This window comes from Neisseria sp. Dent CA1/247 (genome assembly GCF_022870825.1).
GTDB lineage: Bacteria > Pseudomonadota > Gammaproteobacteria > Burkholderiales > Neisseriaceae > Neisseria > Neisseria zoodegmatis.
The window spans coordinates 2,042,291-2,066,594 of the sequence record NZ_CP091522.1; the positions used below are offsets into that span (position 1 = coordinate 2,042,291).

A 24,304-nucleotide genomic window follows, 5' to 3' on the forward strand; every position below is an offset into this window, starting at 1 on the left:
CTATAATGCTCCGCTTATTCGGAATGTAGCGCAGCCCGGTAGCGCACTTCGTTCGGGACGAAGGGGTCGGAGGTTCGAATCCTCTCATTCCGACCAACATTTTTCAGGCGGCTTTGGATATTCAAAGCCGCCTGTTTTGCTATATTGCAACGTCCTGTTTCAGGCCGTCTGAAACTCAGTGATTAATGTTGGGAAAATCAGGCGTATTACCTTACAATACCTTTTATTCACAAACCATCACCAAAGGCGATGCCATGCAGTATGCCAAAATTCTCGGCACGGGCAGCTACCTGCCCGCCAACCGTGTAAGCAATGATGATTTAGCCAAAAAAGTGGATACATCCGACGAATGGATCACCACGCGCACCGGCATCAAATTCCGCCACATCGCAGACGAACACGAACAAACCAGCGATTTGGCGGTGGCTGCCGCACGCAACGCTTTGGAAGACGCCGGCGTACCCGCCGACCAAGTCGATTTGATTATCGTGGCTACTTCAACGCCCGACATGATTTTTCCGTCCACCGCCACCATCGTCCAACGCAAGCTCGGCATCGGCTCAACCGGCTGCCCCGCTTTCGACGTGCAGGCCGTGTGCGCGGGCTTTATGTATGCGCTAACCACGGCCAATGCTTACATTAAAAGCGGCATGGCCAAAAAAGTATTGGTGATCGGCGCGGAAACCTTCAGCCGCATCATGAACTGGGAAGACCGCACCACCTGCGTGCTGTTCGGCGACGGGGCAGGCGCGGTATTGCTTGGCGCGTCGGACGAACCGGGCATTATCCACAGCAAACTGCAAGCCGACGGCGACTACATCGACTTGCTCAAAACGCCCGGCCAAGTGGTGAACGGCCAAGTGTGCGGCACACCGTTCCTGACTATGGACGGCCCCGGCGTGTTTAAATTCGCCGTCAAAATGCTGGCAAAAGTGGCCGACGACGTGATTACAGAAGCGAGTTATACCGCCCAACAAATCGATTGGATCGTGCCGCACCAAGCCAACAAACGCATCATCGAAAGCACCGCCAAGCACTTGGGCCTGAGCATGGATAAAGTAATCTTAACCGTGCAAGACCACGGCAACACATCCGCCGCATCCATTCCTTTGGCTTTGGATCACGGCATCCGCAGCGGCCAAATCCGCCGCGGGCAACATCTGCTGCTGGAAGGTATCGGCGGCGGGTTCGCATGGGGAGCGGTATTATTGAAATACTGATTCCTCAGTAAATACAGGCCGTCTGAATCTCACATACAAACCTGAAAACACAACATAACTTTTTTCAGACGGCCTGCTTAACAGGAGCAGGGGAAGCTCCTTACTCACACAGATTATAAAAATGGACAAAAAAACACATTACGGCACGGTAACCCATTGGTTTACCGACCTCCAACGCGGCTCGGTATTATCCGACGACCACGGCACACAACGCATTCTTTTAGAAGCCGCCTCCCTCACCGAAGGCTACCGCAACCCTCAAAGCGGCGACCGCATCAGTTTCAGTCTTCACGAAGACAGCCGAAACCGCTTATGCGCCGACGAAGCCACTCTACTCCCGCCTTTGCAGGAAAACGAGCGGGTGGAAATCACCCTCAGCGATTGGAACTACCAACAAAACGGCGGTTACGGCATGCACCATGTGCAGCGCAACTCTCCGATTTTCATTCTCGGCCAGTTTCTCAACGACCAAACGCGCATCCCCGAAAACGGCGAAACGCTCGAAGGCCGACTGGTTAAACACAGCAACGGACAATGGCTGCTGGTAGAAGTCGATATCATCGAAAAAACGCCGACAGCCCTGCCCGACATTCCCGCAGTGGCTGAGATACCCGTTCCGCCGCCTCCGCCGCCCAAACTGTCTAAAGCCAAAAGTACCATTAAGGCCGCACAAGATACCGAACTGCCCGCCGCTTTGCCTGCCAACCGCGTGCTGGGCGGCTCTATTGCCCATTGGAACGACGAAAAAGGCTACGGCTTTATTTCAACCGAAAACCAGCAAAGCGTTTTCTTCCATATTTCCGCGTTCCACTACATGTCGCAGCGCCCGAATATCGGCCAAAAAGTCAGCTTTTACTGCAACCGCCCCGTCGGCAGCGAACCGCAGCGCGCCATGCGGGTCGTATTGAGCGGACATGAAGCCTCGCTGTTTTCCGAACGCCCTTATGATTACCACGAATTCAATCTCAATATGCGCAAACTGTTGTGTTACGGCCTGACCGGCAGCCTGTATCTCTCCGGCGTCGCCTACTTTTCCCTCAAGCTCGCCTCCTTCTATTGCCTCACCAGCGCCGCAGCTTTTTGGCTTTACCGCAGCGACAAACAAACCGCCGTGACCAAATCCCGTCAAAAACAAGGCTATTTGGGGCGCGTGCCCGAGAAGAAACTGCATCAAATCGGCTTGCTCGGCGGCTGGCCTGGCGCCTTGTTTGCCCGCGGCGCTTTCAACCACAAAACAGGGAAAGCCTCGTTTATCCGCGTTTTCTGGCTAACCGTGGCCGCAAATATTGCCATAACCTATGCCCTGCTGATACATTACGGCGACAACCCGATTGCCTTATTGTTAAAAAACTAAAAGGAATACCATGTCTTTTGCATTTTTCTTCCCCGGCCAAGGTTCGCAAAGCCTCGGCATGATGAACGGCTTTGAAGGCACGGCCGCAGTAAAAGCCACTTTTGACGAAGCCTCCGCCGCACTCGGCCAAGACCTGTGGGCGATGATGAACGGCGAAGACGCCGCCGTGATTAACGAAACCGTCAACACCCAGCCGCTGATGCTTGCCGCAGGCGTCGCCACCTACCGCGCCTATTTGGAAAGCGACGGCAAAACGCCCGACGCAGTAGCCGGCCACAGCCTCGGCGAATACACCGCCTTAGTGGCTGCGGGTGCTTTGGACTTTGCCGATGCCGTCAAACTGGTGCGCTTGCGGGCAGAATTGATGCAAAACGCCGTACCGCAAGGCGAAGGTGCCATGGCCGCCATCTTGGGCTTGGATGACGACGTTGTCCGCCAAGTATGTTCGGAAGCCGCTCAAGGCGATGTGGTGGAAGCCGTGAACTTCAACTCGCCCGGCCAAGTTGTGATTGCAGGCTCTGCCGCCGCAGTCGAGCGCGCCATGAATTTGGCCAAAGAAAAAGGCGCCAAACGCGCCCTGCCCTTGCCGGTATCCGTGCCTTCCCATTGCAGCCTAATGAAACCCGCCGCCGAAAAACTGGCCGAAGCCTTGAAAAACATCGACATCCGCACGCCCCAAATCCGCGTGATTCACAATGCCGATGTCGCTTCTTACAACGATCCCGACAAAATCAAAGACGCTTTGGTGCGCCAGCTGTACAGCCCCGTGCGCTGGACCGAAACGGTAAACGCATTGGTATCCGAAGGCATTACCCAATCGGCAGAATGCGGCCCCGGCAAAGTATTGGCCGGCCTCGCCAAACGCATCAACAAAGAAGCATCATGCAGCGCGCTTACCGATAAAGCACAAGTAGAAGCCTTTATCCAATCCTGCTGATAACCGGAACTGCTGAACTTCTCGGCTCCAAACAGGACGGGCAAAACAGCCCGTCCTGTTTTTATATATACATTCTGCCGCCCCATCCTTGAGGCCGAGACCTTTGCAAAACCTCCAAATGTGGATGCAGTTCAAGGCGTAGCAGCACAGCGAGTGCAGACATATCACACGATAGGCAAACGAGCGGGCAGCGCTCAACGCAGAAATGCGCCGCAGATGAGGGTTTGGCAAAGGTCTCAAGGCCGTCTGAAAAGCTATACCTGCTCAAAAGCCCCCAATCCACCCCAACCTGTTTCAGACGGCCTCAAAAAAAAATGTAGAAAATCCTAGCGTTGTTTACACTTGCTGTTTCTTGTTTGAATATCCATTTTGGAATTTTTGAGGGTTGTCAAAAACGCCGAAAGGCACGATAAAGCTGCGGAGTTCTTGAGATGCTCAAAAATCATGAAACGATCATTTCATCAAAAAACTGTTTAGCATAAAAACGGTAAATAATCCGACCTTATCTAACACATTAATATAGTCATTATTATTCGCCCTCTGTAATTTCTTTTTGTTTCATACGTTAGGCAGTAAAAGAATAAACTCAACCAAATAAAAAATTTCCATCAAGCCATTTGATAATAAACGTTTTTTATACTTAATAACTATTGATAATCATTTTTATTAATCGTATATTTCACACGATCGGCTAGAAATAAAAGGAGTAAAACCATGCTGCGGCGACGTCTTTTCGGTCTCAATCTGTTGGCTGCTCCGGTGGTCAGCCTGTTTTATCCAATATCTTATGCCGCTGCCCAAACTATGCCGTCTGAAAATGCCCAGCCGATACAACGGGAACAAGCCATAGTCAAAGGCCGCATGTTAAATATCGTGCAAAACTGAGCCAGGGAAACGGGGAGTTGTGCTCCAAAAGTGAGCCACTCTCCGTTTGTTATAAACTGCTCCGCTCTATCACACAGCGGAGCCCAACCTGGATGTTATGCATGGAAACCATCGCAAAAGTGCACCGGCTTTTTCACCGACAGAAACTCTCACAACGTGAAATCGCCAAACAACTCAAACTCTCCCGCAATACAGTCGCCAAATATCTGCAGCACGCCACAGTCGAACCCCCCGTCTACCGCAGAGAACAAACCCATTACCCCAAGCTCGGTCCTTTTCTTGACGTGTTGACCCAACAGTTGCTCCAAGAAGCCCGGCTGCCCAAACAGCAACACCTTTCTGCCCGTCGACATTTCGAACGCCTCAAAGATGCCGGTTATGCCGGACAGTACAGTGCCGTTGCCGTATTTATCCGCAAATTCCGCCAACAGCACCAACCCAAGCCGGTTCCGGTCTTTATGGCTCAGGCTTTTGCTCCGGGTGATGCTTATCAGTTTGACTGGAGTATCGAAACCGTTTGTTTGGCCGGACAGACCGTTAAGGTAAATATCGCTCATTTCCGCTTATGCCACAGCAGGGCTTTTTTCGTTTGTGCTTATCCCAATCAGAAAGCTGATATGTTGATGGATGCGCACAACCGCGCATTCGCTTTCTTCGGCGGCGTACCTGCCCGCGGTATCTACGACAATATGAAGACCGCCGTTACCCGCATCGGCAAAGGCAAGGAGAGAGAGTTTAACGCACAGTTTTTACAGATGATGACCCACTTTCTCATTGAACCGGTTGCCTGTACCCCGGCTTCCGGCTGGGAGAAAGGCCAGGTCGAGCGGCAGATACGCCACCTGCGCGAAAGATTGTTCAAGCCGACTTTGGCTTTTGATTCCTTTACCTCTCTCAACGACTACCTGCAACAGCAATGCCTGCGGCTGATGCGGCAGCACAAACATCCCGAATACAGGCAGCCGGTTAACGACATATGGGAAAGGGAGAAGCATTCGTTGGCTGCTTTCCGTCCCTATCCGGCAGAACGTTTGGAGATACTCAAAGTCAGCAACCAATCTTTGGTTACCGTCGAACGCCACCGTTACAGCGTACCGGTCGAATGGGCGGGCAATACGGTTAGGGTTTATATCGGCGCACAGACCGTCCGCTTTTGTAGCGATACCGACTGTATTGCCGAACATCCGCGCAGCTTTGTGAAAGACGGCATCAGCTATAACCCTTGGCATTTTTTGCCCTATCTGCAAAAGAAACCCGGCGCGTTAAGAGACGGCAGGGCTTTTATCGGCTGGGTACTGCCGCCCGTCATAGAGCGTCTGAAAGCCTGTTTGCTTAAGCAGCCCAAAGGAGACCGGGTAATGGTCAAACTGCTGAACCTGATGGCCGAATACGATGCCGACTTGGCATTGACGGCAGCGGAATTGGCATTGGACGAAGGTATGCCGACTACGGAGGCAGTCTTGAACATCATCAACCGTCTGAAAGAACCGCCTCCACCCCGTTTCCATATTAGGGACATCCCGCTTACCGTCCCGCCGTCAGTTGATTGCAGCCGTTATGACCGCTTACTGAGTCTGTCGGGCAAACAAACGGATACGATGAAGGAGAAGCATCATGCAGCATGAACGTCTGGCCGGACTGTTGAAAGAATTGAAACTCGGTGCGATGGCGGAGCAGTGGGATGAAATCGTAGTGGACGGCATCCGTCGCAAACGGGGTACGCTGGATATTCTGGAGCGGTTGTTGACTGCCGAACATATAGCCAAAACCGCAAGGAGTATCCAAAACCGGATTAGCCAGGCAAGGTTTCCGCAACACCGCAGTTTGGCCGACTTCGATTTTGAGCAGAGTTTGATACACCGTCCGGCATTGGAACTGCTTTTGGGCGGGGACTATATCAGACAGAAGCGTAATGTGGTGTTGGTAGGCGGACCGGGTACGGGCAAAACGCATATTGCCACAGCATTGGGTATCGAAGCGGCGACACAAGGATTTAGGGTACGTTTTTGGAATGTACTGGACTTGGTCAACAAATTGGAAGCAGACAAAGACGAAGGCCGTCTGAAACTGACCGAGCAGCAATGTCGGTACGATTTGTTGATTCTTGATGAGTTGGGGTATCTGCCGTTTAGTCAGAAAGGCGGTGCGCTGCTGTTTCATCTGATGAGCCAACTGCATGAAAGGACGAGTGTTGTCATGACAACCAATTTGGCCTTTAGCGAATGGGTGAAACTGTTTATGGATGAAAAGATGACGGGTGCTTTACTGGACCGCCTGACTTATTGCTGTGATATTTTTGAGACGGGCAATGATTCTTACCGGATGAAACACCGCTCATAGGGTGGCTCAATTTTAGACCACAACTGTGGCTCAGTTTTGGAATGGAATTGACAGGCAAGTATCTAAAGCTTACGAAGTGCCGGAATTTGAACGCCAAACATGGTCAATGCAGGCGGCCGAGGCGTTGGCATGGGAACAAAACCCGTCTGCCCCTACACCGCTATTGGCACAAATTGCCGCCGACCGTGGGTGTGATTTAGAAGGCCTCCGTGCAAAGGCGCTGCAAAAAGCCAAGCAGTTTGCCGCCTTGTCCGCATCGGTCGCAGGTCAGCGTCAAGCCTATGCAGACCAGCTGGAGCAGGCTCAAGATGTCGACAAGGTTGAGGCCATCAGCCCTGTTTATCATTTGCCCTCCCATCCCGTACAGGCATCATCTGATGTAGATAATCTTTAAACCCGTTTAATAGCCCGCAGCAGACTCCCGCCTTAATATCCCTGCATCTTTATGTGGGGATTTTTTTATGAAAATAGCGTTATATAAAGGTACTTTGCCCGGATGGCGTGGTTGGATTAGCCGCTTGGTGCGTTTTGTTGATCGAGGGCCGTATAGCCACTGTGAGGTGGTGTTTTCAGACGGCATGTGCGCCTCGGCCAGCTGGCTTGACGGTGGCGTTCGCTTCAAAAAAATCAACTTCAACCCTGATCATTGGGATTTTATCGACATCGGCTTCGGGTGGCCGTCTGAAACACTGGTAAGGGATTGGTTCGAGCAACGCAAAGGCAACCGCTACGACTTGCTGGGCAGTTTGGGTGTGGTGTTCCGCCCGTTCCGCCAACGTCAAAATCGTTGGTTTTGCAGCGAGGCCGTTGCCGCCTCTTTGGGTGTCAGCGAGCCTTGGCGCATCAGCCCCAATATGCTGGCCGCGTTGTTTTTGGTACGCAAATAAAAGAAGCCGTCTGAAATTTCAGACGGCCCAAATATGAAGAAATATTGAAAGACGGCGACGTGCCGGTGCGGCAACACCGACACGCCGGCCAAGCAGGGCCATATCCTGCGTTAGCTTCGAAGCCGCCACCTCGCGAGGCAGCGGCATTTTATCACTAACGCATAGGATGAATGCAAAAAATGAAACATCGTTGCAAAAATTGTAACAAGCTGTTGGCAATCGGCATCGGCCGCTTTGAAATCAAGTGTCCGCGCTGTAAAACCGTAAACAGCTTCCGCTCTTTAACAACCGAGAATGCCCCCGAGCATCCGACCTTTGAGAAAGGACACAATGGATGCCGGAAAAACTTTCAGACGGCCTGAACCCCGTCCCAAACCCACCGTCGGCAGCCTGTTCGCAGGCATCGGCGGTTTCGACCTCGGCTTCGAACGGGGCGGATTCCAAACCGCGTGGCAGGTCGAAATCGATCCCGTCTGCCGAGCCGTGCTGGCCGACCGCTTCCCCCATGCAGAGCGGCACGAAGACGTGCGTACCTGCCTGCCCGCACTCTCCCGCGTCGATGCTGTCGTCGGCGGATTCCCCTGCCAAGACGTTTCGGCGATGGGCAAACGGCGCGGCCTTGCCGGAACACGCAGCGGGCTGTTCTTCGATGCAATGCGTATCGTGCAAACCCTTCAACCGCGCTGGCTGGTGCTGGAGAATGTCCCCGGACTGCTGTTTTCAAACGGTGGCCGCGACTTCCAAACGGTGCTTGAAACGCTTGCCGAATGCGGGTATGTGGGATACTGGCGGGTGTTGGACAGCCGTTATTTCGGAGTCCCCACAAAACGCCGCCGCATATTCATGGTCGCAGGTCTTCGAGAGCTGCCCCCCGTGGAGTTCTTGGGTGATGCCGGACCAATGGCGCGCGTATCTGGCAAGACGGAAGCGGGCAGCGCGTGGGCGGACGCTCATCCTACGCTGCTTGCGGGTTTTGCCGACGGCACAAGTATCGACATATCGGGCGGAAATATCGTCGCTGTCGAAAACAGTCGGCATCAGATGGTTGAGCGGGCGCGAACGTCTGACCATTATGGGCTTCGGCGCGGACTGGATGCGGCCAACGCTCGTGAGGCTCGGGCTGCCGGAAACGCCGTCTGCCCTCAAGTCGCGCAGTGGATTGCCGAAAAACTCATCAAAACATTCTGATTGAAACCGGTAGAGCACCGCGAGTGCCGTTTTACTTCTATATTTATATTAAGGAGTCAAAATGACACCCAAACCCCAACCAATCGTACCGTGGATGGGCGGCAAACGCCGCTTGGCCAAACACCTGCTTCCCATGTTTCCTCAGCATCAATGCTATGTAGAGCTGTTTGCCGGCGGAGCCGCACTGTTCTTTTTGCGTGAAACACCCGCCAAGTGCGAAGTGCTTAACGACCTCAACGGCCAACTCATCAACTTATATAGAGTCGTACAGCACCACTTCGACGAGTTCGTGCGCCAGTTTGAATGGACGTTGACCAGTCGCGAAGTATTTGCCCGACTTCAGTCAACGCCACCCGAGTGCATGACCAACATCCAACGTGCTGCCCGATTCTTCTATCTTCAACACACGGCGTTTGGAGGTAAAACAATAGACCAGCACTTTGGCACGGCCACTACAGGAGCAGGCTTTAAAGCCGCCGACATAGCAGACCGTCTGCAAGCAGCGCAGCAACGCTTGAGCGGTGTATATATAGAGAACGAACCGTGGGAAAAGTGCTTCAAACGCTACGACCGCGAACATACCTTCTTTTACGCCGACCCACCGTACTGGCAGCTTGCAGGCTACGACCGTGCCTTTGATTGGGCGCAGTACGAACTACTGGCCAAGATGATGAGCGAGTGCAAAGGCAAGGTTATGCTTTCCATCAACGACCACCCGGATATTCTCGAGCTGTTTAAAGACTTCCGCATCGACCGCCTCGAACTTGCTTACTCAGTCAGCCGTGATAAAACGCAAAAGACCAGCGGCGAGCTGGTCATCTGCAACTGGTAGATAAACAAAAGCGACTACATCGTCGCTTTTATCATTCTGCTTTCCCGAGTTCGGTATAATTTGCAAAAGTATTTTGTCAATTCCATTCCAAAACTGAGCCACAGTTGTGGTCTAAAATTGAGCCACCCTATGAGCGGTGTTTCATCCGGTAAGAATCATTGCCCGTCTCAAAAATATCACAGCAATAAGTCAGGCGGTCCAGTAAAGCACCCGTCATCTTTTCATCCATAAACAGTTTCACCCATTCGCTAAAGGCCAAATTGGTTGTCATGACAACACTCGTCCTTTCATGCAGTTGGCTCATCAGATGAAACAGCAGCGCACCGCCTTTCTGACTAAACGGCAGATACCCCAACTCATCAAGAATCAACAAATCGTACCGACATTGCTGCTCGGTCAGTTTCAGACGGCCTTCGTCTTTGTCTGCTTCCAATTTGTTGACCAAGTCCAGTACATTCCAAAAACGTACCCTAAATCCTTGTGTCGCCGCTTCGATACCCAATGCTGTGGCAATATGCGTTTTGCCCGTACCCGGTCCGCCTACCAACACCACATTACGCTTCTGTCTGATATAGTCCCCGCCCAAAAGCAGTTCCAATGCCGGACGGTGTATCAAACTCTGCTCAAAATCGAAGTCGGCCAAACTGCGGTGTTGCGGAAACCTTGCCTGGCTAATCCGGTTTTGGATACTCCTTGCGGTTTTGGCTATATGTTCGGCAGTCAACAACCGCTCCAGAATATCCAGCGTACCCCGTTTGCGACGGATGCCGTCCACTACGATTTCATCCCACTGCTCCGCCATCGCACCGAGTTTCAATTCTTTCAACAGTCCGGCCAGACGTTCATGCTGCATGATGCTTCTCCTTCATCGTATCCGTTTGTTTGCCCGACAGACTCAGTAAGCGGTCATAACGGCTGCAATCAACTGACGGCGGGACGGTAAGCGGGATGTCCCTAATATGGAAACGGGGTGGAGGCGGTTCTTTCAGACGGTTGATGATGTTCAAGACTGCCTCCGGAGTCGGCATACCTTCGTCCAATGCCAATTCCGCTGCCGTCAATGCCAAGTCGGCATCGTATTCGGCCATCAGGTTCAGCAGTTTGACCATTACCCGGTCTCCTTTGGGCTGCTTAAGCAAACAGGCTTTCAGACGCTCTATGACGGGCGGCAGTACCCAGCCGATAAAAGCCCTGCCGTCTCTTAACGCTCCGGGTTTCTTTTGCAGATAGGGCAAAAAATGCCAAGGGTTATAGCTGATGCCGTCTTTCACAAAGCTGCGCGGATGTTCGGCAATACAGTCGGTATCGCTACAAAAGCGGACGGTCTGTGCGCCGATATAAACCCTAACCGTATTGCCCGCCCATTCGACCGGTACGCTGTAACGGTGGCGTTCGACGGTAACCAAAGATTGGTTGCTGACTTTGAGTATCTCCAAACGTTCTGCCGGATAGGGACGGAAAGCAGCCAACGAATGCTTCTCCCTTTCCCATATGTCGTTAACCGGCTGCCTGTATTCGGGATGTTTGTGCTGCCGCATCAGCCGCAGGCATTGCTGTTGCAGGTAGTCGTTGAGAGAGGTAAAGGAATCAAAAGCCAAAGTCGGCTTGAACAATCTTTCGCGCAGGTGGCGTATCTGCCGCTCGACCTGGCCTTTCTCCCAGCCGGAGGCCGGGGTACAGGCAACCGGTTCAATGAGAAAGTGGGTCATCATCTGTAAAAACTGTGCGTTAAACTCTCTCTCCTTACCTTTGCCGATTCGGGTAACGGCGGTCTTCATATTGTCGTAGATACCGCGGGCAGGTACGCCGCCGAAGAAAGCGAATGCGCGGTTGTGCGCATCCATCAACATATCAGCTTTCTGATTGGGATAAGCACAAACGAAAAAAGCCCTGCTGTGGCATAAGCGGAAATGAGCGATATTTACCTTAACGGTCTGTCCGGCCAAACAAACGGTTTCGATACTCCAGTCAAACTGATAAGCATCACCCGGAGCAAAAGCCTGAGCCATAAAGACCGGAACCGGCTTGGGTTGGTGCTGTTGGCGGAATTTGCGGATAAATACGGCAACGGCACTGTACTGTCCGGCATAACCGGCATCTTTGAGGCGTTCGAAATGTCGACGGGCAGAAAGGTGTTGCTGTTTGGGCAGCCGGGCTTCTTGGAGCAACTGTTGGGTCAACACGTCAAGAAAAGGACCGAGCTTGGGGTAATGGGTTTGTTCTCTGCGGTAGACGGGGGGTTCGACTGTGGCGTGCTGCAGATATTTGGCGACTGTATTGCGGGAGAGTTTGAGTTGTTTGGCGATTTCACGTTGTGAGAGTTTCTGTCGGTGAAAAAGCCGGTGCACTTTTGCGATGGTTTCCATGCATAACATCCAGGTTGGGCTCCGCTGTGTGATAAAGCGGAGCAGTTTATAACAAACGGAGAGTGGCTCACTTTTGGAGCACAACTCCCCGTTTCCCTGGCTCAGTTTTGCACGATATTTAACATCCATTGCCAACTCTCCAAAGTATTGACACGGTTCTCTCACCCATTCATTTTTTCTTCCTATAAAACCTTGCGTGCATCCCGTCATTGAGTTAGTGACAATAATTCCGCTTTATCAAACTTGCTTGCCTCTTCACGACACTTCGAAGGATAATTAGCAATTTTTTATAAGAAACATAAAATCACGAACAATAAAATACAAAACAAATACTTATAAATGATACCGAAATACAAAAATTGAGCATTTACATGAACAACGAACAAGCACTGGTCATCTTTTCAGGCGGCCAAGATTCCACTACCTGCCTGATTCAGGCGATTCAAACCTACGGCCGCGAAAACGTGCAGGCCGTCACTTTCCAATACGGCCAACGCCACGCCGTCGAGCTGGACTGCGCCCGCCGGATTGCCGAAGACTTAGGCATCGCACAAACCGTGCTCGATCTGAGCCTGATGCAGCAAATCACCCACAACGCTTTAATGGACGACACCGCCGAAATTCAGACGGCCTCAAACGGCGTGCCGAATACTTTTGTCGACGGCCGCAACGCCCTGTTTCTGCTTTACGCCGCCATTTACGCCAAAAGCCGAAACATCAAACACATCATCACCGGCGTGTGCGAAACCGACTTTTCCGGCTACCCCGACTGCCGCGACGTATTCGTGAAATCCATGAACGTTACCCTCAATCTGGCGATGGACTACGCCTTCCAAATCCACACGCCGCTGATGTATCTCACCAAAGCGCAAACGTGGGCGCTGGCCGACCGGTTGGGCTGCCTCGACTACATCCGCGAACACACCCACACCTGCTACCACGGCGTAACCGGCGGCTGCGGCGAATGCCCGAGCTGCGTGCTGCGTGAACGCGGGCTGGCGGAATATCTCGCTTCACGTTAACCGCCTTATCTTCCCAAAACAAAAAAGGCCGTCTGAAACAGGTTTTAGCGAAACCCGTTTCAGACGGCCTGAACCCCGAACCAAATCCACCATGAAAATCACCAAAATCTTCACATTCGATTCGTCGCACATGCTCGACGGACACGACGGCAAATGCCAAAACCTGCACGGCCACACCTACAAGCTCGAAGTCGTAATTTCAGACGGCCTCATTCAAGGCGGCTCGAAAGACGGCATGGTCATGGACTTTTCCGATCTCAAAACCATCGTCAAACGCACCATCATCGAGCCGTTCGACCACGCCTTTATCTACAACGGCAACAACCCGCGCGAAAGCCAAATCGCCGCCCTGCTCGAAAGCTGGAACATGAAAACCCTGCGGCTCGGTTTCCGCACTACTGCCGAAAACATGACCGTGGAAATGTTCGGCCGTCTGAAAAACGCCGGCCTGCCCGTCAGCCTGATCCGCCTGTGGGAAACGCCCACGTCCTGCGCCGAATACGACGGGGAATAACGCCATGACCGAAATCCGCCCCGAAAACCCGCAATACCGCATCGTCGAAATCTTCGAGAGTCTGCAAGGCGAAGGCTACAACACCGGCATGCCCGCCGTCTTCATCCGCCTCGGCAAATGCAACCTCGCCTGCTCGTGGTGCGACACCGACTACCTCACATTCAACACGATGAGTTTGCAGGATATTTTAGGCCGTCTGAAAAACCATACGGCCCGCAATATCATCATCACCGGCGGCGAACCCACCATCCAGCCGCACCTCGATATCCTGCTCGACGCGCTCAAAGCCGAAGGCTATACACTCTGCATCGAAACCAACGGCCTCAACCCCGCACCGCCGCAAATCGACTTTGTCGCCACCAGCCCCAAAGCCTGCTACGCCGAAAAATACGAAAAGCAGTGCATAGCAACCGCCGACGAAGTACGCATCGTGGCCGACGGCAACGTGCTGGCCTTTTGCGAACGCATGGAACAAAAAATCCGCGCCAAACACTACTATCTCTCGCCCTGCGAACAAAACGGCGAAATGAACATCTACGACACCATCCGCCAAATCGGGCTGCTCAACAGCCGCCCCGATGCCCACGTACATTGGCAACTGAGCGTACAAACGCATAAATGGGCGGGGATTAAATAATATATTTTTCAACTTCACAAACGATTAATTATGAATGTGAATTTTGACCAACAACCCAAACTGATTTTTTGTTTAATATTTTTAGAAATATATGTTTAAAAATAAAAATCGTGTTAAAATTAGTAACGGAATTCATAATTTTGTCAAATTAACATTATAGAGATAAAAGTATGCTTGATTTTTTACTCATATATTCAAAGTCATCCCAAGCAGCACAAGAATCTACTTATTGCGCAGAAAAAGCCAAAAAAACTAGGCCTTTTCCTGCAGGCTTAAGCGCCTACTATCAAAAGAGCAGCTGTCGATTATGGATTTGGGGAGAAAATTCACTATTAGATGCAAAAATTGATGACTATGTTATTAACAACAGCAATGGAATTAAACTTTATACAGGCTTGGCAGTAAATAAAAACGGAGATGCCATACCAAACATTTCTTCGTTCATCAATGAACCGAAAAACGGTATCATTGGTGATTACTTATATTTGGAAGTTGAAAACAACGGCAATGTAAAAATCAATCAACCAAAGATAAATACCTATCCGATATATTACTATGAAGATGAAGACCTGATTGCCGTAGGATCGACACCTTTAATAGTATCCAGCTGTTTGAAAAATATCCAAGTTTCCGAAAACTTTGCAAGAACGGTTCTAACCTATTCAGTTTGTTTCAATAACACTTCCATTATAGAATCTGTCAAAAAATTGATGCCAAATGAAACTTTAGAAATTCAAAAAGGTATTTTGAAAATTAATAAAATGTCTATGAATTTTTTACAAGATCAAAATTTGGAATTAATCTATAAAACAAATAGAAAAGAATACTGGGATCTTTGTTTTGAATCTTTAAGAAAATATGCAGGAGTTCTCAATTCATTCAAAGGAAATATCAGTTTTCCTTTAAGTGGCGGCAAAGACAGTAGATTGCTTTTATCACTTATTATGAGTTCGAAAGCCAAAGATAAAATTACGGATGTTTTCACAAATGGTCCTGCTTTTTCTCCCGAAGTTTTATCTGCACAAAACGTAGCTGAATACTTTGGTTTACAACATAGATTTGTCGATAATACAACTGCAGCCAATAATGATTTATTTACAGGAATATATGAAAAATTATATAAGCATTTTTATTTAACTAATGGCGAGCTATCGCCAATGGACTTATGCTTTAACACAAGAGTACAAAAAAGAGTACAGCTCCATGGTCAAGAATCAGGTTTAAGAAATATTGCCGGAAAAAAAATCTTCTCATCACAAGAAGAGCTCTATAAATGGTTTTCTAATCACTTGGCACATGGAGATATACTCAAATCTTTATTTGATAAACATATTTCAAGTAACCAAAGTGAAATATCAAAATTTATCGACCAATGTATTGCAGATGGTGTCCCTATAAACCAAATTCCCACTTTACATAGAATTATGTTCAGAGGAAGCAGATGGGTAAGCACTTTGGGAAAATTCTTTAATACCATCCAATTCGCTCCTTTCTTATTCTTTAATGAATGTGTTGTTAAATTTACTTATAACGCAGGCTCGCTATCTAGATCATATGAGGAATTTCATTACGAAATGCTGAAAAGGGTTGATGTCAAACTCACTCGTATTCCTTTTGCTCAACAAACATGGCCAAAAGAATTGGAAGCGATTACGGGAGATAATATTCCTGCAACCATACCTTATGAGTGGCCAGAGAATTTTGAATTTAAAAATAGGCGGGGTATAAATTCATTATTGGCAGATAGGAAAGGAGAACTCATCCATTATTTAGACTCTCAACCAAGCGTAATTACTCAAAATATTATAGATTTGAAAAAGTTGAAAGCTTTATGCTCAAATGAATTAATGTCAGGGCATTACCAGCCCCTATGGCAATTGATTCAGCTATTAATTGCAGAGCGTATTCTAAATCAAGACAAAGATTGTTCATATCGTGATAAATATGCTGTTGCAAATATTTTAGGAACCTCATAAATTCCACACCGGCCGTCTGAAATCAATTTGCAGACGGCTTTTTCTTCAGCAAACGCAAGGCGTTCGCCACCACCAGCAGCGAGCTTAAGCTCATGCCCAAGGCGGCAATCCACGGGGTAACGTAGCCGAACACGGCCAAGGGAATCACAATCAGGTTATACACGCTCGCCCAAATCAGGTTTTGCCGGATAATCAGGCGGGTTCGGCGGGCTTGGTTGATGGTGATGGGGAGTACGCGCATATCGTCGTTGAGCAGGATCACATCTGCACCTTCGCGCGCCACATCCGCACCGCCGGCTACGGCAACCGACACATCGGCCTGCGCCAACACGGGTGCATCGTTGATGCCGTCGCCAACCATCAGCACTTTACGCTGCTGCCGCTGCAAGGTTTCGACGTATGAGAGTTTGTCTTCCGGCAAGGCTTCTGCGCGGTAGGTATCCAAGCCCAACGAAGCAGCGAGACCAGCTACTGCGGCTTCCCGGTCGCCGCTGAGCAGATGCAGGCGCATGCCTTGTTTTTTCAGGGCGGCAATCATATCGACCACACTTTCTTTGATTTCGTCTTCCAACAAAAAGGCCGTCTGAAAACCTTGTTCGTTGCCGAGATAAACAATGCTGCCGCTGTGTTCGATGTGTTCGGTCGGAAGCGGTACACCGGCAATGCCTGCAACAAAATCGGCTGTTCCCAATGCCCAGATTTGGGTTTCGCCGTTAACGGTAAGGCTGGCGCTCACGCCTTTTCCAACATGATTGACACGCTGCCCGGCCTGCAATGCGGTAAGGTTGCCGCCGACTTGTTCGGCGTAGCGGATGACGGCTTTGGCAATCGGATGTTCCGACTGGCTTTCCAGCGCTTTGGCAATAGCGGCGGCTTCTTCTGTTTTCAGACGGCCTAAAGCGATGGCGCGGATCACAGTAAGCGTACCTTTGGTGAGCGTGCCGGTTTTGTCAAATACCACATCATCGATTTGCGACAGGGTTTCCAAGCTTCTGCTGCCGCTAACCAAGATGCCGTCTGAAGCCAGCATGCCCGTAGAGGCCGCCAGCGCGGTGGGCGTAGCGAGAGAAAGAGCGCACGGGCAGGTAATCACCAGCAGCGAAACGGTAATCCACAACGCCTGAAACGGCCCTGCGTAAATCGTCCAGCCGATAAACACGGGCACAGCGGCAATCAGCAGGCCGGACACAAAAGCAGAAGCATATTTATCGGCCATTTCCGCCAAACGCGGTTTTTGCGCCAACGCGCGGTCAAGCAGTTTGACGATGTGCGACAAACGGGTATCGCCGCCCACTTGGTCGGTGCGGACAACCAGCGGGCTGAGGGTATTCAACGTGCCTGCAGTCACTTTGGCGTTTTGCTGTTTCAAAACGGGCAGGCTCTCGCCGGTGAGCATGGCTTCGTTGACTTCGCTCTCGCCCGACAGCACCGTGCCGTCCACCGGAATCACTTCGCCCGGATACACCGCCACCACATCGCCGGTTTTCAGCTGCACTACCGCCGCTTCTTCGGCGGTATCGTTTTCAGGATAATTCGGCAATTTATGGCAGAAAGCGGGAACGAGTTTCACCAAGCGCTCCGCCGCATCGCCTGCTTTGCGCCGCGCAATCTGCTCCATATAGCGCCCGCCCAGCAGGAAAAACACAAACATCGCCACCGATTCAAAATACATGCCCTGCCCTGCGTTGCTGACCAAGCCGTACACGCCTGCCGAAAACGTGAGCGAAATGGCAATGGCCACCGGCGTATCCATGCCCATACGGCGGTTTTTCAGATCGCGCCAAAAGCCTTTGTAAAACGGCACGGCAGAATAAAACATGGCCGGCAACACCATCAAAAACGCGCCCCAGTGCAGCACGCCCAAGTAAAGCGGTTCGATTTCGTTTCCATAAAGATAAGTCGGCACGGCAAACATCATCGTCTGCATCATAGACAGCCCGGCCACCGCCAACCGTATCAGCGCCTGTTTGCGTTCCGCCTGCATCTGCTCTTCCATTTTGCGGGCATCGTAAGGCACGGCGGTATAGCCGGTTTTCTGAATCAGCAGCAAAATATCCGAAAGTGATACTTTGTCGTTGTCCCACACAATGCGGACGCGGCGGGTGCTGTAATTCAAATCGGCACGCAAAACGCCTTCGGTACGCAGCAATTGCTGCTCAATCAGCCACACGCAGGCCGCGCAGGTAATCCCGCCGAGCATCAATACCGCCTCGCGCGCGCCGTCGGCAGCCGTTTCCACAAAGCCCGCCTGCACTTCCGGCATGTCGTAGAGTTTCAAGCGGTCGAGAATTTCCTGCGGCGGCAATGCAGCCCGCTCCGCATCGGCGGTGCGCTGTTTGTAATAATTGCCCAGCCCCGCATCAATAATACTTTGAGCCACCGCTTGACAGCCGGCACAGCAGGTATCGTGAGATTCGCCCTCGTAAACCACGGGCAAAGAAACGTTGTCGGGCACATCCAGCCCGCAATGGAAGCATGTTTTTTTCATGGGAAGGGATTGTACGCGCAGCCTATCTGCGGGGCAATCGGCCGTCTGAAAGCCATACGGATACTCAACCCCCATTCAAATAAACTACAATCTTAACCTTTTAATTACATATTTTTACAACAATAAGGGAACTCAACAAACAAAAGTATCAATTTGAATTGACATTAACGTTTTTTAATATCAAAATATTACGCAACGACTAGCGTTGTTTCCATTCATTTAAAATAAAAATAAAGCTACAAATAATCACATAAATAAACATTTATTTACCGGAGAAGTTATGATTGAACGTCTTATGCCCATTTTTGCCGTGATCGGCATCCTTTCCACTTTAGGCTACGCAGGCTTGGCCGCATGGGCCATCTATTCCAATGTTGCCCAAATCAAAAAGAAACGTCTGTTTCCGATAGGTAGGCACTTGCCCAAAATTTCCGATTAATCCGATTGATTAACGGATAAGGCCGTCTGAAAACGATGCTTACGCGTTTTCAGACGGCCTTTATGTTTAGGGTTTATCAAACTATTCGTCTTTATCAAAAAAAGCCAGCTTGACCACATAACACAAAAACAACACCGTGAGCAGCAGCATCACCGTTTCCACAATATTGTCATGCGTGCTTTGGTTCCAATAAAAAATTTCCTTGTCCACAAGCTACTCCTTTCCCTTCCGGCGCGGCACGTCGCGGTTGAGCTGCCGCCACAAAGCCGCAAACCACAGATACATCACAAACACAAACGGGAAGCCCGAAAACGAACCCACGGCCTTAATCCCTTCTATCTTCTCCGTCACAATCACCGCGTAGCTGATCAGCGTCATAAAAATACTCCATACCACCGCACGGAATTTATTTTCAGTGCGGCCGTCGCTGCTGGTCATATCTGTAGCAAATCCTAGCGTTATTTGCACTTTTCGTTTTGTTCTGAAACGCAATTTTGTGTTTTCAAAAGAGTTGAAGGAACTTTATCTAAATGCCAAAATCATAAAAATTTATTCGTATAAAATATATATAATTACAAAATTACAGGAGTTTTAATGTTATGGAAATGAAAAGTGCAATCATCGAAGGGGATATGACCACCCATGGTGGTTATGTGCTTACTGGATCAAGCAGAATGACGGTTAATGGTAAACAAGTAGCATTATCAGGAGATCCTGTTTCATGCCCCAAATGCAAAGGAGTTTTTCACATTGTAGAAGGTGGTTATCCTAGTGTGTGCGATAACAAATCCATTGCATTTGAAGGCATGCTTACTACTTGCGGAGCAAAACTGATAGGCTCTCAAACCCAATACACGCTTGCGGTAGAAAGTAGTCATATTTCAACCGATACAAACCCCACCTTCACCAACAACTCTCCTGCTGAAGAAACCCGATATTATGATGAACAAGTTATTCTAGACCCTGAGATTACCGAAGGTATACCTTACTTTATCGAAACGGATGAAGGGAAAACTTATTACGGTATTGTTTCCAAACTAGGTAAATTACCACGAGTAGCAACATCAGAAGAAAACAGCTACACACTTTATTTGGGAGACGAAGCATTAGCCAAACAAATGGAAACACAAAAAAATGACTACTCAATTGAATAGAAACCAAGGCAATCAAATAGCCACCAATACGCGCCCTAACTCCCAATGCCCTGCAGGTGTAAAACCCGTTACCTTTCAGGAACTGTGGAGCGCTTATCCTAGTGAGCCACCCTATAAAGTAAAAGGAAAAGTTCCAAAGGGATATGAAAATCAATGTGCTATCCGCATGAGTGCAACATTCCATGCCACAGGCAGCCGGATGGCATCATTTTCTCAAAATACAGTTAAACCGCAAGCTGGCAGGAACACCTTGGGGCGAATACTTTTAAACGGAAAGGCAACCGCCACACGGGCAGACGAGCTGGCACGCTGGCTAGAGAGCCGCCCGATTTGCGGAATCGGGCGGCCTGAAAATATCACGGGGAAAAACTGGCAGGAGAAAATCAAAGGGCGCAGGGGTGTGATTTTCTTCGGTGAATACTGGTCTCATGACAGCGATGCGGCAGGCCAATCGACCGGAGGACATATCGATTTATGGAATCAAGATACGTTGACCCGCGTAGGATGGACTTCTTTTTTCAGATTTACTTTGGGAATTGATTCTTTTGGTATTGGAGATTGGGGCTATTCAGACTTAGGTAAATCTAAAAAAATCTTGTTTTTCGAGGTAAAGCAATGATTTTTATATATACCATTTTTGTATTTGCTTTTTCCCTTATCATGGAAGAATTATTATTAAGATTTTTAGAAAACACTTTGGGCTGGAAAATATGTATAGAAGCTTGCAGTATACATTTTTCCCAAGTGGCAGGTGCTATTCAGATGATTTTCCCTACTCTTTTATCCATATTATTTTTTCTGTTTTATAGAAAAAAAGCCCGTTTTAAATGGTTGACGTTCATATCTATTTTAATGCTGGTTGTAAACGTAGGTATTGCTTACTTGGCAACCGATTATGGTTATGCCCGCACTTCTGATCCTTTAGCTCCATAAAGTTTGGTCTTTCATAGACAAAATCAAAAGTTATTTTTGAAGTTCACATTAGCAATTAACTCTGTCGCCATTACCTTTGATGGCTATTCTGATTTAGTGAATCTAAAAATTTCATTTCTCAAGGTAACCCAATGATTTGGATATACGTTATTTTAGCTTTTACATTAACGATTGCAGCCGAAACCGCCATATCATTTTTTTTATATGATTTTTTACATTTCAATATGTGTATTGAAGGCTGCTCTGCCGATTTTGCCAATCTGTCCAATACATTAACACTATTGGTTTTGCCGGCTATGTGTTCTACTGCCACTTTTTTTCTTGTAAAGACGAAAATGAAATTTAAATATTGGTTTTTAATAGTAGCTATGATTTTACTTTCCAGCATAATTATTGATTATTTAGCAACAGGCTATGGCTACGCGCACACTACAGATCCTTTAGCTCCATAAGATTTAACCTCTATTACCTAAATTGGAACTTTTTTCAGATTTAATTTCGAATCAATATAATCTCAATCCGTTGAGAATATGCGGATCTAGGTGAAAAAATGACATTAAAATTTAATATTTTTATATTTATGATTACTTTTATCGCAACCATTTTGGTGGAAGAAATTCTGTTTAGGTTTTTAAGGCATATCTTGGGTTGGGATATGTGCGTTGAAGGTTGTTCGCGTAATTTTTCTAATGCCGTAGGAACCATAATTTTCTTTGCTATCCCTATTTTTTTAAGCATCGCAACTTTGTTATACAAGAATAAGATACTTAAAAGCACATGGTGGTTGATGGCATTGATACTATCTTTTATCTGTGTACTTATCATTGCATATTTGGCAACTGATTATGGTTACGTCCGCACCTCTGATCCTTTAGCTCCATAAGGCTTGATTTTCATAGCCAAGATCAGAACTTCTTTTTTGAAGTTTACATTAGAAATCAACTCTGTCGCCATTACCTTTGATGGCTATTCAGATTCAGAAAGTCTAAAAAATTTATTTTTTAAGGTAAAACAATGATCTGGGTTTATATATTTTTAGTTTATACAATTACCATTGTGGCTGAAATCTTATTTTTTGATTTTTTAAGTAAATATTTAGAATGGAACATGTGCGTAGAGGGATGTGCTACTAATTTTGTCAAAATTATCAGTTTAATTGCATTATTTATCCTACCTACTATCAATACTATTACCTTTTTTTTCTTTCATAGGAAAAAAATAAAATTTAAATACTGGCTATTGGTTTTACTTGGAATTTTAATCGCCAATTTAATCCTTGCTTATTTAGCAACAGACTATGGCTATGCACATACTACAGACCCTTTAGCCCCGTAAGGTTTATCTACTATTTATATGATTTAAACTCAAAAACCATTGTTTCAATAATATATTTGCTTAAAAGCATATAATATAAAGCCGTCTGAAACCAAGCATTTCAGACGGCCTTAAGGTTTCAAAAGACCTGATTTCCCTAACCTAATTTCCTTTTATAATTCTCTCTTTTTAAGATTGCACATCACACCATGTCCGAACTCTTCGCCCCTGCCGCCATTTCCGTTTCCGAATTGAACGCCCTAGCCAGAAGCCTGCTGGAAGACAACCTGTTCGGGCTGTGGGTGGCGGGCGAAGTGTCCAACCTTACCCGCGCCGCCAGCGGGCATTACTATTTTTCGCTCAAAGACAGCCGCGCCCAAGTGCGCTGCGCCATGTTTAAAGGTACGGCGGCAAAGTTGGCCGCCCCGTTGAAAGAAGGCGACCACATCGAGCTGACCGGCAAAATCAGCATTTACGAAGCGCGCGGCGAGTTTCAAATCACCGTGAACGAAGTGCGTCTGAAAGGTTTGGGGCAGCTTTACGAAGCCTACGAAAAGCTGAAAGCCCAATTGCAGGCCGAGGGCGTGTTTGCGGCGGAACGCAAAAAACCGCTGCCCGCCCATCCGCGCACCATCGGCATCGTAACCAGCCTTGCCGCGGCGGCTTTGCGCGACGTGGTCAGCACGTTGAAACGCCGTGCGCCGGAAATCCCTGTGATTGTGTACCCGACCGCAGTTCAAGGCGCGGGCAGCGAATTTCAGATCGCCCAAGCGATTCAGACAGCCTCTGCGCGTGCCGAAGCAGACGTGTTAATCGTGTGCCGCGGCGGGGGCAGCATCGAAGACTTGTGGGCGTTTAACGAAGAGCCGGTCGTGCGGGCGATTGAGGCGTGCAAAATTCCCGTGGTCAGCGGCGTGGGGCATGAAACCGATTTCACGCTGGCGGATTTTGTCGCCGACGTGCGCGCACCCACGCCCACGGGTGCGGCAGAACTGGTCAGCCCCAACCGCTTGGAGTCGCTGCACAAGCTCGCACAAGCACAAGGCCGTCTGAAAACCGTGTTGGAGCAACGTTATTACGATGCCAGCCAGCGCGTCGATTGGTTCGCCCGCCAAATCCGCCATCCGCAGCAAAAGCTGAACGAACAACGCAACCAACTTGCCGCCTTGCAACAATCGCTGCGCTTTTCCATACAAAACAACCACCGCTTCAATGTGCAGAAGCTCGCCCGCCAGCAGCAAACCCTCGCCCATCTGCGCCCCGATATTTCGGCGTCCAAACGAGACGCAATGCGTTTTCAGACGGCCTTACAGCAAAGCCGTTTGTCTTTGTTCGCCCTGTACCGCCAACGCCTCGAGAAACAGGCCGCCCTGCTCGAAGCCGTGTCGCCGCAGCACATTTTGGAACGCGGCTTCAGCGTGGTTAAAAACAGCCGTGGCCAAGTCATCCGCAGCGCCCATGCTTTAAAGCAAGGCCAGAAACTGCACATTACCTTTGCCGACGGCGAAACCGACGTGCGCGTAACCAGCGAACACAAACAGCCGGATTTGTTTGATTATTCTTAAAATCTGAGTATATCGGGTGCAGAGGCCGTCTTAAAAGGTTTCAGACGGCCTGAGACCTTTGCAAAAGCCTCAGATGTGGATGCAGTTCAAGGCGTAGCAGCACAGCGAGTGCAGACATATCATTTAGATAGGCAAACGAGCGAGCAGCGCACAACGCAGAAATGCGCCGCAGATGAGGGTTTTGCAAAGGTCTCGGCCTAACCTTTTGCAGGATTCAGTTAACAGCATTAAAAATTTTGATGCAGCCTGCAAG

Annotated in this window: 29 protein-coding genes, 1 tRNA gene and 1 pseudogene; 24 read left to right on the plus strand and 7 right to left on the minus strand. The window is 49.1% G+C overall.

From position 1 onward, the window contains the following. The first annotated feature begins 19 nt into the window (after window positions 1-19). The 4 genes from LVJ85_RS10020 (at window position 20) to fabD (ending at window position 3,511) form a co-directional block, all read left to right on the plus strand. Window positions 20-96 (plus strand) — tRNA-Pro (locus LVJ85_RS10020). 158 nt (window positions 97-254) lie between these two features. Further along, on the plus strand, window positions 255-1,220 hold the full coding sequence (locus LVJ85_RS10025) for a beta-ketoacyl-ACP synthase III (RefSeq protein WP_244743167.1): 966 nt from the start codon (window positions 255-257) through the stop codon (window positions 1,218-1,220). Between the two features lie 121 nt (window positions 1,221-1,341). Continuing rightward, window positions 1,342-2,574 (plus strand): DUF1294 domain-containing protein, encoded by a 1,233-nt coding sequence (locus LVJ85_RS10030; RefSeq protein WP_244739666.1) that lies wholly within the window; start codon window positions 1,342-1,344, stop codon window positions 2,572-2,574. A gap of 10 nt (window positions 2,575-2,584) precedes the next feature. Next, window positions 2,585-3,511: an ACP S-malonyltransferase gene (gene fabD, locus LVJ85_RS10035; RefSeq protein WP_244739668.1), complete on the plus strand. Its 927-nt coding sequence runs from the start codon at window positions 2,585-2,587 to the stop codon at window positions 3,509-3,511. A 61-nt stretch (window positions 3,512-3,572) separates the two neighbouring features. Here the strand turns inward: fabD and LVJ85_RS10040 are convergent. Then, window positions 3,573-3,742, minus strand: a pseudogene (locus tag LVJ85_RS10040) (lipoprotein signal peptidase). Between the two features lie 483 nt (window positions 3,743-4,225). Between LVJ85_RS10040 and LVJ85_RS10045 the strand changes: the two are divergent. From LVJ85_RS10045 to LVJ85_RS10080, 8 genes are all read left to right on the plus strand, one after another. Beyond that, window positions 4,226-4,396 carry a hypothetical protein gene (locus LVJ85_RS10045; protein WP_244739670.1) on the plus strand — a complete coding sequence of 57 codons (171 nt, stop codon included), beginning with the start codon at window positions 4,226-4,228 and terminating at the stop codon, window positions 4,394-4,396. 92 nt (window positions 4,397-4,488) lie between these two features. Next, a complete protein-coding gene (istA, locus tag LVJ85_RS10050; RefSeq protein ID WP_244738919.1) occupies window positions 4,489-6,021 on the plus strand; it encodes an IS21 family transposase in 1,533 nt (510 codons plus the stop codon). Continuing rightward, on the plus strand, window positions 6,008-6,736 hold the full coding sequence (istB, locus tag LVJ85_RS10055; RefSeq protein ID WP_370686940.1) for an IS21-like element helper ATPase IstB: 729 nt from the start codon (window positions 6,008-6,010) through the stop codon (window positions 6,734-6,736). The genes istA (LVJ85_RS10050) and istB (LVJ85_RS10055) overlap by 14 nt, the downstream gene beginning before the upstream one ends. Window positions 6,737-6,812: 76 nt before the next feature. Then, window positions 6,813-7,130, plus strand: a complete 318-nt coding sequence (locus tag LVJ85_RS10060; RefSeq protein WP_244739673.1) for a hypothetical protein — start codon at window positions 6,813-6,815, stop codon at window positions 7,128-7,130. Window positions 7,131-7,197: 67 nt separating this feature from the next. Next, the gene (locus LVJ85_RS10065; RefSeq protein ID WP_244739675.1) at window positions 7,198-7,623 is read left to right on the plus strand and encodes a hypothetical protein; all 426 of its coding nucleotides are present in this window, start codon (window positions 7,198-7,200) and stop codon (window positions 7,621-7,623) included. Between the two features lie 179 nt (window positions 7,624-7,802). Then, window positions 7,803-7,985: a Com family DNA-binding transcriptional regulator gene (locus tag LVJ85_RS10070; RefSeq protein ID WP_107727205.1), complete on the plus strand. Its 183-nt coding sequence runs from the start codon at window positions 7,803-7,805 to the stop codon at window positions 7,983-7,985. Continuing rightward, complete coding sequence (locus LVJ85_RS10075) at window positions 7,939-8,811, plus strand: DNA cytosine methyltransferase (RefSeq protein ID WP_244739691.1); 873 nt, start codon at window positions 7,939-7,941, stop codon at window positions 8,809-8,811. The genes LVJ85_RS10070 and LVJ85_RS10075 overlap by 47 nt, the downstream gene beginning before the upstream one ends. Window positions 8,812-8,872: 61 nt before the next feature. Continuing rightward, a complete protein-coding gene (locus tag LVJ85_RS10080) occupies window positions 8,873-9,643 on the plus strand; it encodes a DNA adenine methylase (RefSeq protein ID WP_244739692.1) in 771 nt (256 codons plus the stop codon). 127 nt (window positions 9,644-9,770) lie between these two features. Here the strand turns inward: LVJ85_RS10080 and istB (LVJ85_RS10085) are convergent, their stop codons facing one another. Beyond that, window positions 9,771-10,499, minus strand: a complete 729-nt coding sequence (gene istB / locus LVJ85_RS10085) for an IS21-like element helper ATPase IstB (RefSeq protein ID WP_370686940.1) — start codon at window positions 10,497-10,499, stop codon at window positions 9,771-9,773. Further along, window positions 10,486-12,018 (minus strand): IS21 family transposase, encoded by a 1,533-nt coding sequence (gene istA / locus LVJ85_RS10090; RefSeq protein ID WP_182073206.1) that lies wholly within the window; start codon window positions 12,016-12,018, stop codon window positions 10,486-10,488. Before istA (LVJ85_RS10090) ends, istB (LVJ85_RS10085) begins: the two co-directional genes overlap by 14 nt. A 362-nt stretch (window positions 12,019-12,380) precedes the next feature. Here istA (LVJ85_RS10090) and queC point away from each other — a divergent pair, with 362 nt between their 5' ends. The 4 genes from queC (at window position 12,381) to LVJ85_RS10110 (ending at window position 16,158) form a co-directional block, all read left to right on the plus strand. After that, entirely contained in the window at window positions 12,381-13,031 is a 651-nt protein-coding gene (gene queC / locus LVJ85_RS10095; RefSeq protein WP_244739693.1) for a 7-cyano-7-deazaguanine synthase QueC, read from the plus strand. Between the two features lie 91 nt (window positions 13,032-13,122). Then, complete coding sequence (queD, locus tag LVJ85_RS10100) at window positions 13,123-13,545, plus strand: 6-carboxytetrahydropterin synthase QueD (RefSeq protein ID WP_244739694.1); 423 nt, start codon at window positions 13,123-13,125, stop codon at window positions 13,543-13,545. Between the two features lie 4 nt (window positions 13,546-13,549). Further along, window positions 13,550-14,182 carry a 7-carboxy-7-deazaguanine synthase QueE gene (locus LVJ85_RS10105; protein WP_244739695.1) on the plus strand — a complete coding sequence of 211 codons (633 nt, stop codon included), beginning with the start codon at window positions 13,550-13,552 and terminating at the stop codon, window positions 14,180-14,182. 170 nt (window positions 14,183-14,352) lie between these two features. Then, window positions 14,353-16,158, plus strand: a complete 1,806-nt coding sequence (locus LVJ85_RS10110; protein WP_244739696.1) for a hypothetical protein — start codon at window positions 14,353-14,355, stop codon at window positions 16,156-16,158. A 22-nt stretch (window positions 16,159-16,180) separates the two neighbouring features. Here LVJ85_RS10110 and LVJ85_RS10115 read toward each other — a convergent pair whose 3' ends face one another. After that, window positions 16,181-18,646, minus strand: coding sequence for a heavy metal translocating P-type ATPase (locus tag LVJ85_RS10115; RefSeq protein ID WP_244739697.1), 2,466 nt, complete (start codon window positions 18,644-18,646; stop codon window positions 16,181-16,183). Window positions 18,647-18,926: 280 nt separating this feature from the next. Between LVJ85_RS10115 and LVJ85_RS10120 the strand changes: the two genes are divergently transcribed. Continuing rightward, on the plus strand, window positions 18,927-19,085 hold the full coding sequence (locus LVJ85_RS10120) for a hypothetical protein (RefSeq protein WP_181792224.1): 159 nt from the start codon (window positions 18,927-18,929) through the stop codon (window positions 19,083-19,085). An 81-nt stretch (window positions 19,086-19,166) separates the two neighbouring features. Here the strand turns inward: LVJ85_RS10120 and LVJ85_RS13355 are convergent, their stop codons facing one another. Both LVJ85_RS13355 and LVJ85_RS10125 read right to left on the minus strand, forming a co-directional pair. Then, window positions 19,167-19,295 carry a hypothetical protein gene (locus tag LVJ85_RS13355; RefSeq protein WP_255733749.1) on the minus strand — a complete coding sequence of 43 codons (129 nt, stop codon included), beginning with the start codon at window positions 19,293-19,295 and terminating at the stop codon, window positions 19,167-19,169. Between the two features lie 3 nt (window positions 19,296-19,298). Further along, window positions 19,299-19,523 carry a BCCT family transporter gene (locus tag LVJ85_RS10125; protein ID WP_244739698.1) on the minus strand — a complete coding sequence of 75 codons (225 nt, stop codon included), beginning with the start codon at window positions 19,521-19,523 and terminating at the stop codon, window positions 19,299-19,301. Window positions 19,524-19,684: 161 nt separating this feature from the next. Here LVJ85_RS10125 and LVJ85_RS10130 point away from each other — a divergent pair, with 161 nt between their 5' ends. The 7 genes from LVJ85_RS10130 (at window position 19,685) to xseA (ending at window position 24,051) form a co-directional block, all read left to right on the plus strand. Further along, window positions 19,685-20,239 carry a PAAR domain-containing protein gene (locus LVJ85_RS10130; protein ID WP_244739699.1) on the plus strand — a complete coding sequence of 185 codons (555 nt, stop codon included), beginning with the start codon at window positions 19,685-19,687 and terminating at the stop codon, window positions 20,237-20,239. Further along, the gene (locus LVJ85_RS10135) at window positions 20,220-20,858 is read left to right on the plus strand and encodes a T6SS effector amidase Tae4 family protein (RefSeq protein ID WP_244739700.1); all 639 of its coding nucleotides are present in this window, start codon (window positions 20,220-20,222) and stop codon (window positions 20,856-20,858) included. Before LVJ85_RS10130 ends, LVJ85_RS10135 begins: the two co-directional genes overlap by 20 nt. Continuing rightward, window positions 20,855-21,172, plus strand: a complete 318-nt coding sequence (locus tag LVJ85_RS10140) for a hypothetical protein (RefSeq protein ID WP_244739701.1) — start codon at window positions 20,855-20,857, stop codon at window positions 21,170-21,172. The genes LVJ85_RS10135 and LVJ85_RS10140 overlap by 4 nt, the downstream gene beginning before the upstream one ends. A gap of 131 nt (window positions 21,173-21,303) precedes the next feature. After that, window positions 21,304-21,624 carry a hypothetical protein gene (locus tag LVJ85_RS10145; protein ID WP_244739702.1) on the plus strand — a complete coding sequence of 107 codons (321 nt, stop codon included), beginning with the start codon at window positions 21,304-21,306 and terminating at the stop codon, window positions 21,622-21,624. A gap of 98 nt (window positions 21,625-21,722) precedes the next feature. After that, on the plus strand, window positions 21,723-22,055 hold the full coding sequence (locus LVJ85_RS10150; protein WP_244739703.1) for a hypothetical protein: 333 nt from the start codon (window positions 21,723-21,725) through the stop codon (window positions 22,053-22,055). A 131-nt stretch (window positions 22,056-22,186) separates the two neighbouring features. Then, window positions 22,187-22,507 carry a hypothetical protein gene (locus LVJ85_RS10155; protein WP_244739704.1) on the plus strand — a complete coding sequence of 107 codons (321 nt, stop codon included), beginning with the start codon at window positions 22,187-22,189 and terminating at the stop codon, window positions 22,505-22,507. 188 nt (window positions 22,508-22,695) lie between these two features. After that, the gene (xseA, locus tag LVJ85_RS10160; protein ID WP_244739705.1) at window positions 22,696-24,051 is read left to right on the plus strand and encodes an exodeoxyribonuclease VII large subunit; all 1,356 of its coding nucleotides are present in this window, start codon (window positions 22,696-22,698) and stop codon (window positions 24,049-24,051) included. Between the two features lie 40 nt (window positions 24,052-24,091). On the opposite strand, the gene LVJ85_RS10165 is transcribed toward xseA, so the two are convergent. After that, window positions 24,092-24,238 carry a lipoprotein signal peptidase gene (locus tag LVJ85_RS10165; RefSeq protein ID WP_370686912.1) on the minus strand — a complete coding sequence of 49 codons (147 nt, stop codon included), beginning with the start codon at window positions 24,236-24,238 and terminating at the stop codon, window positions 24,092-24,094. Window positions 24,239-24,304: the final 66 nt, after the last annotated feature.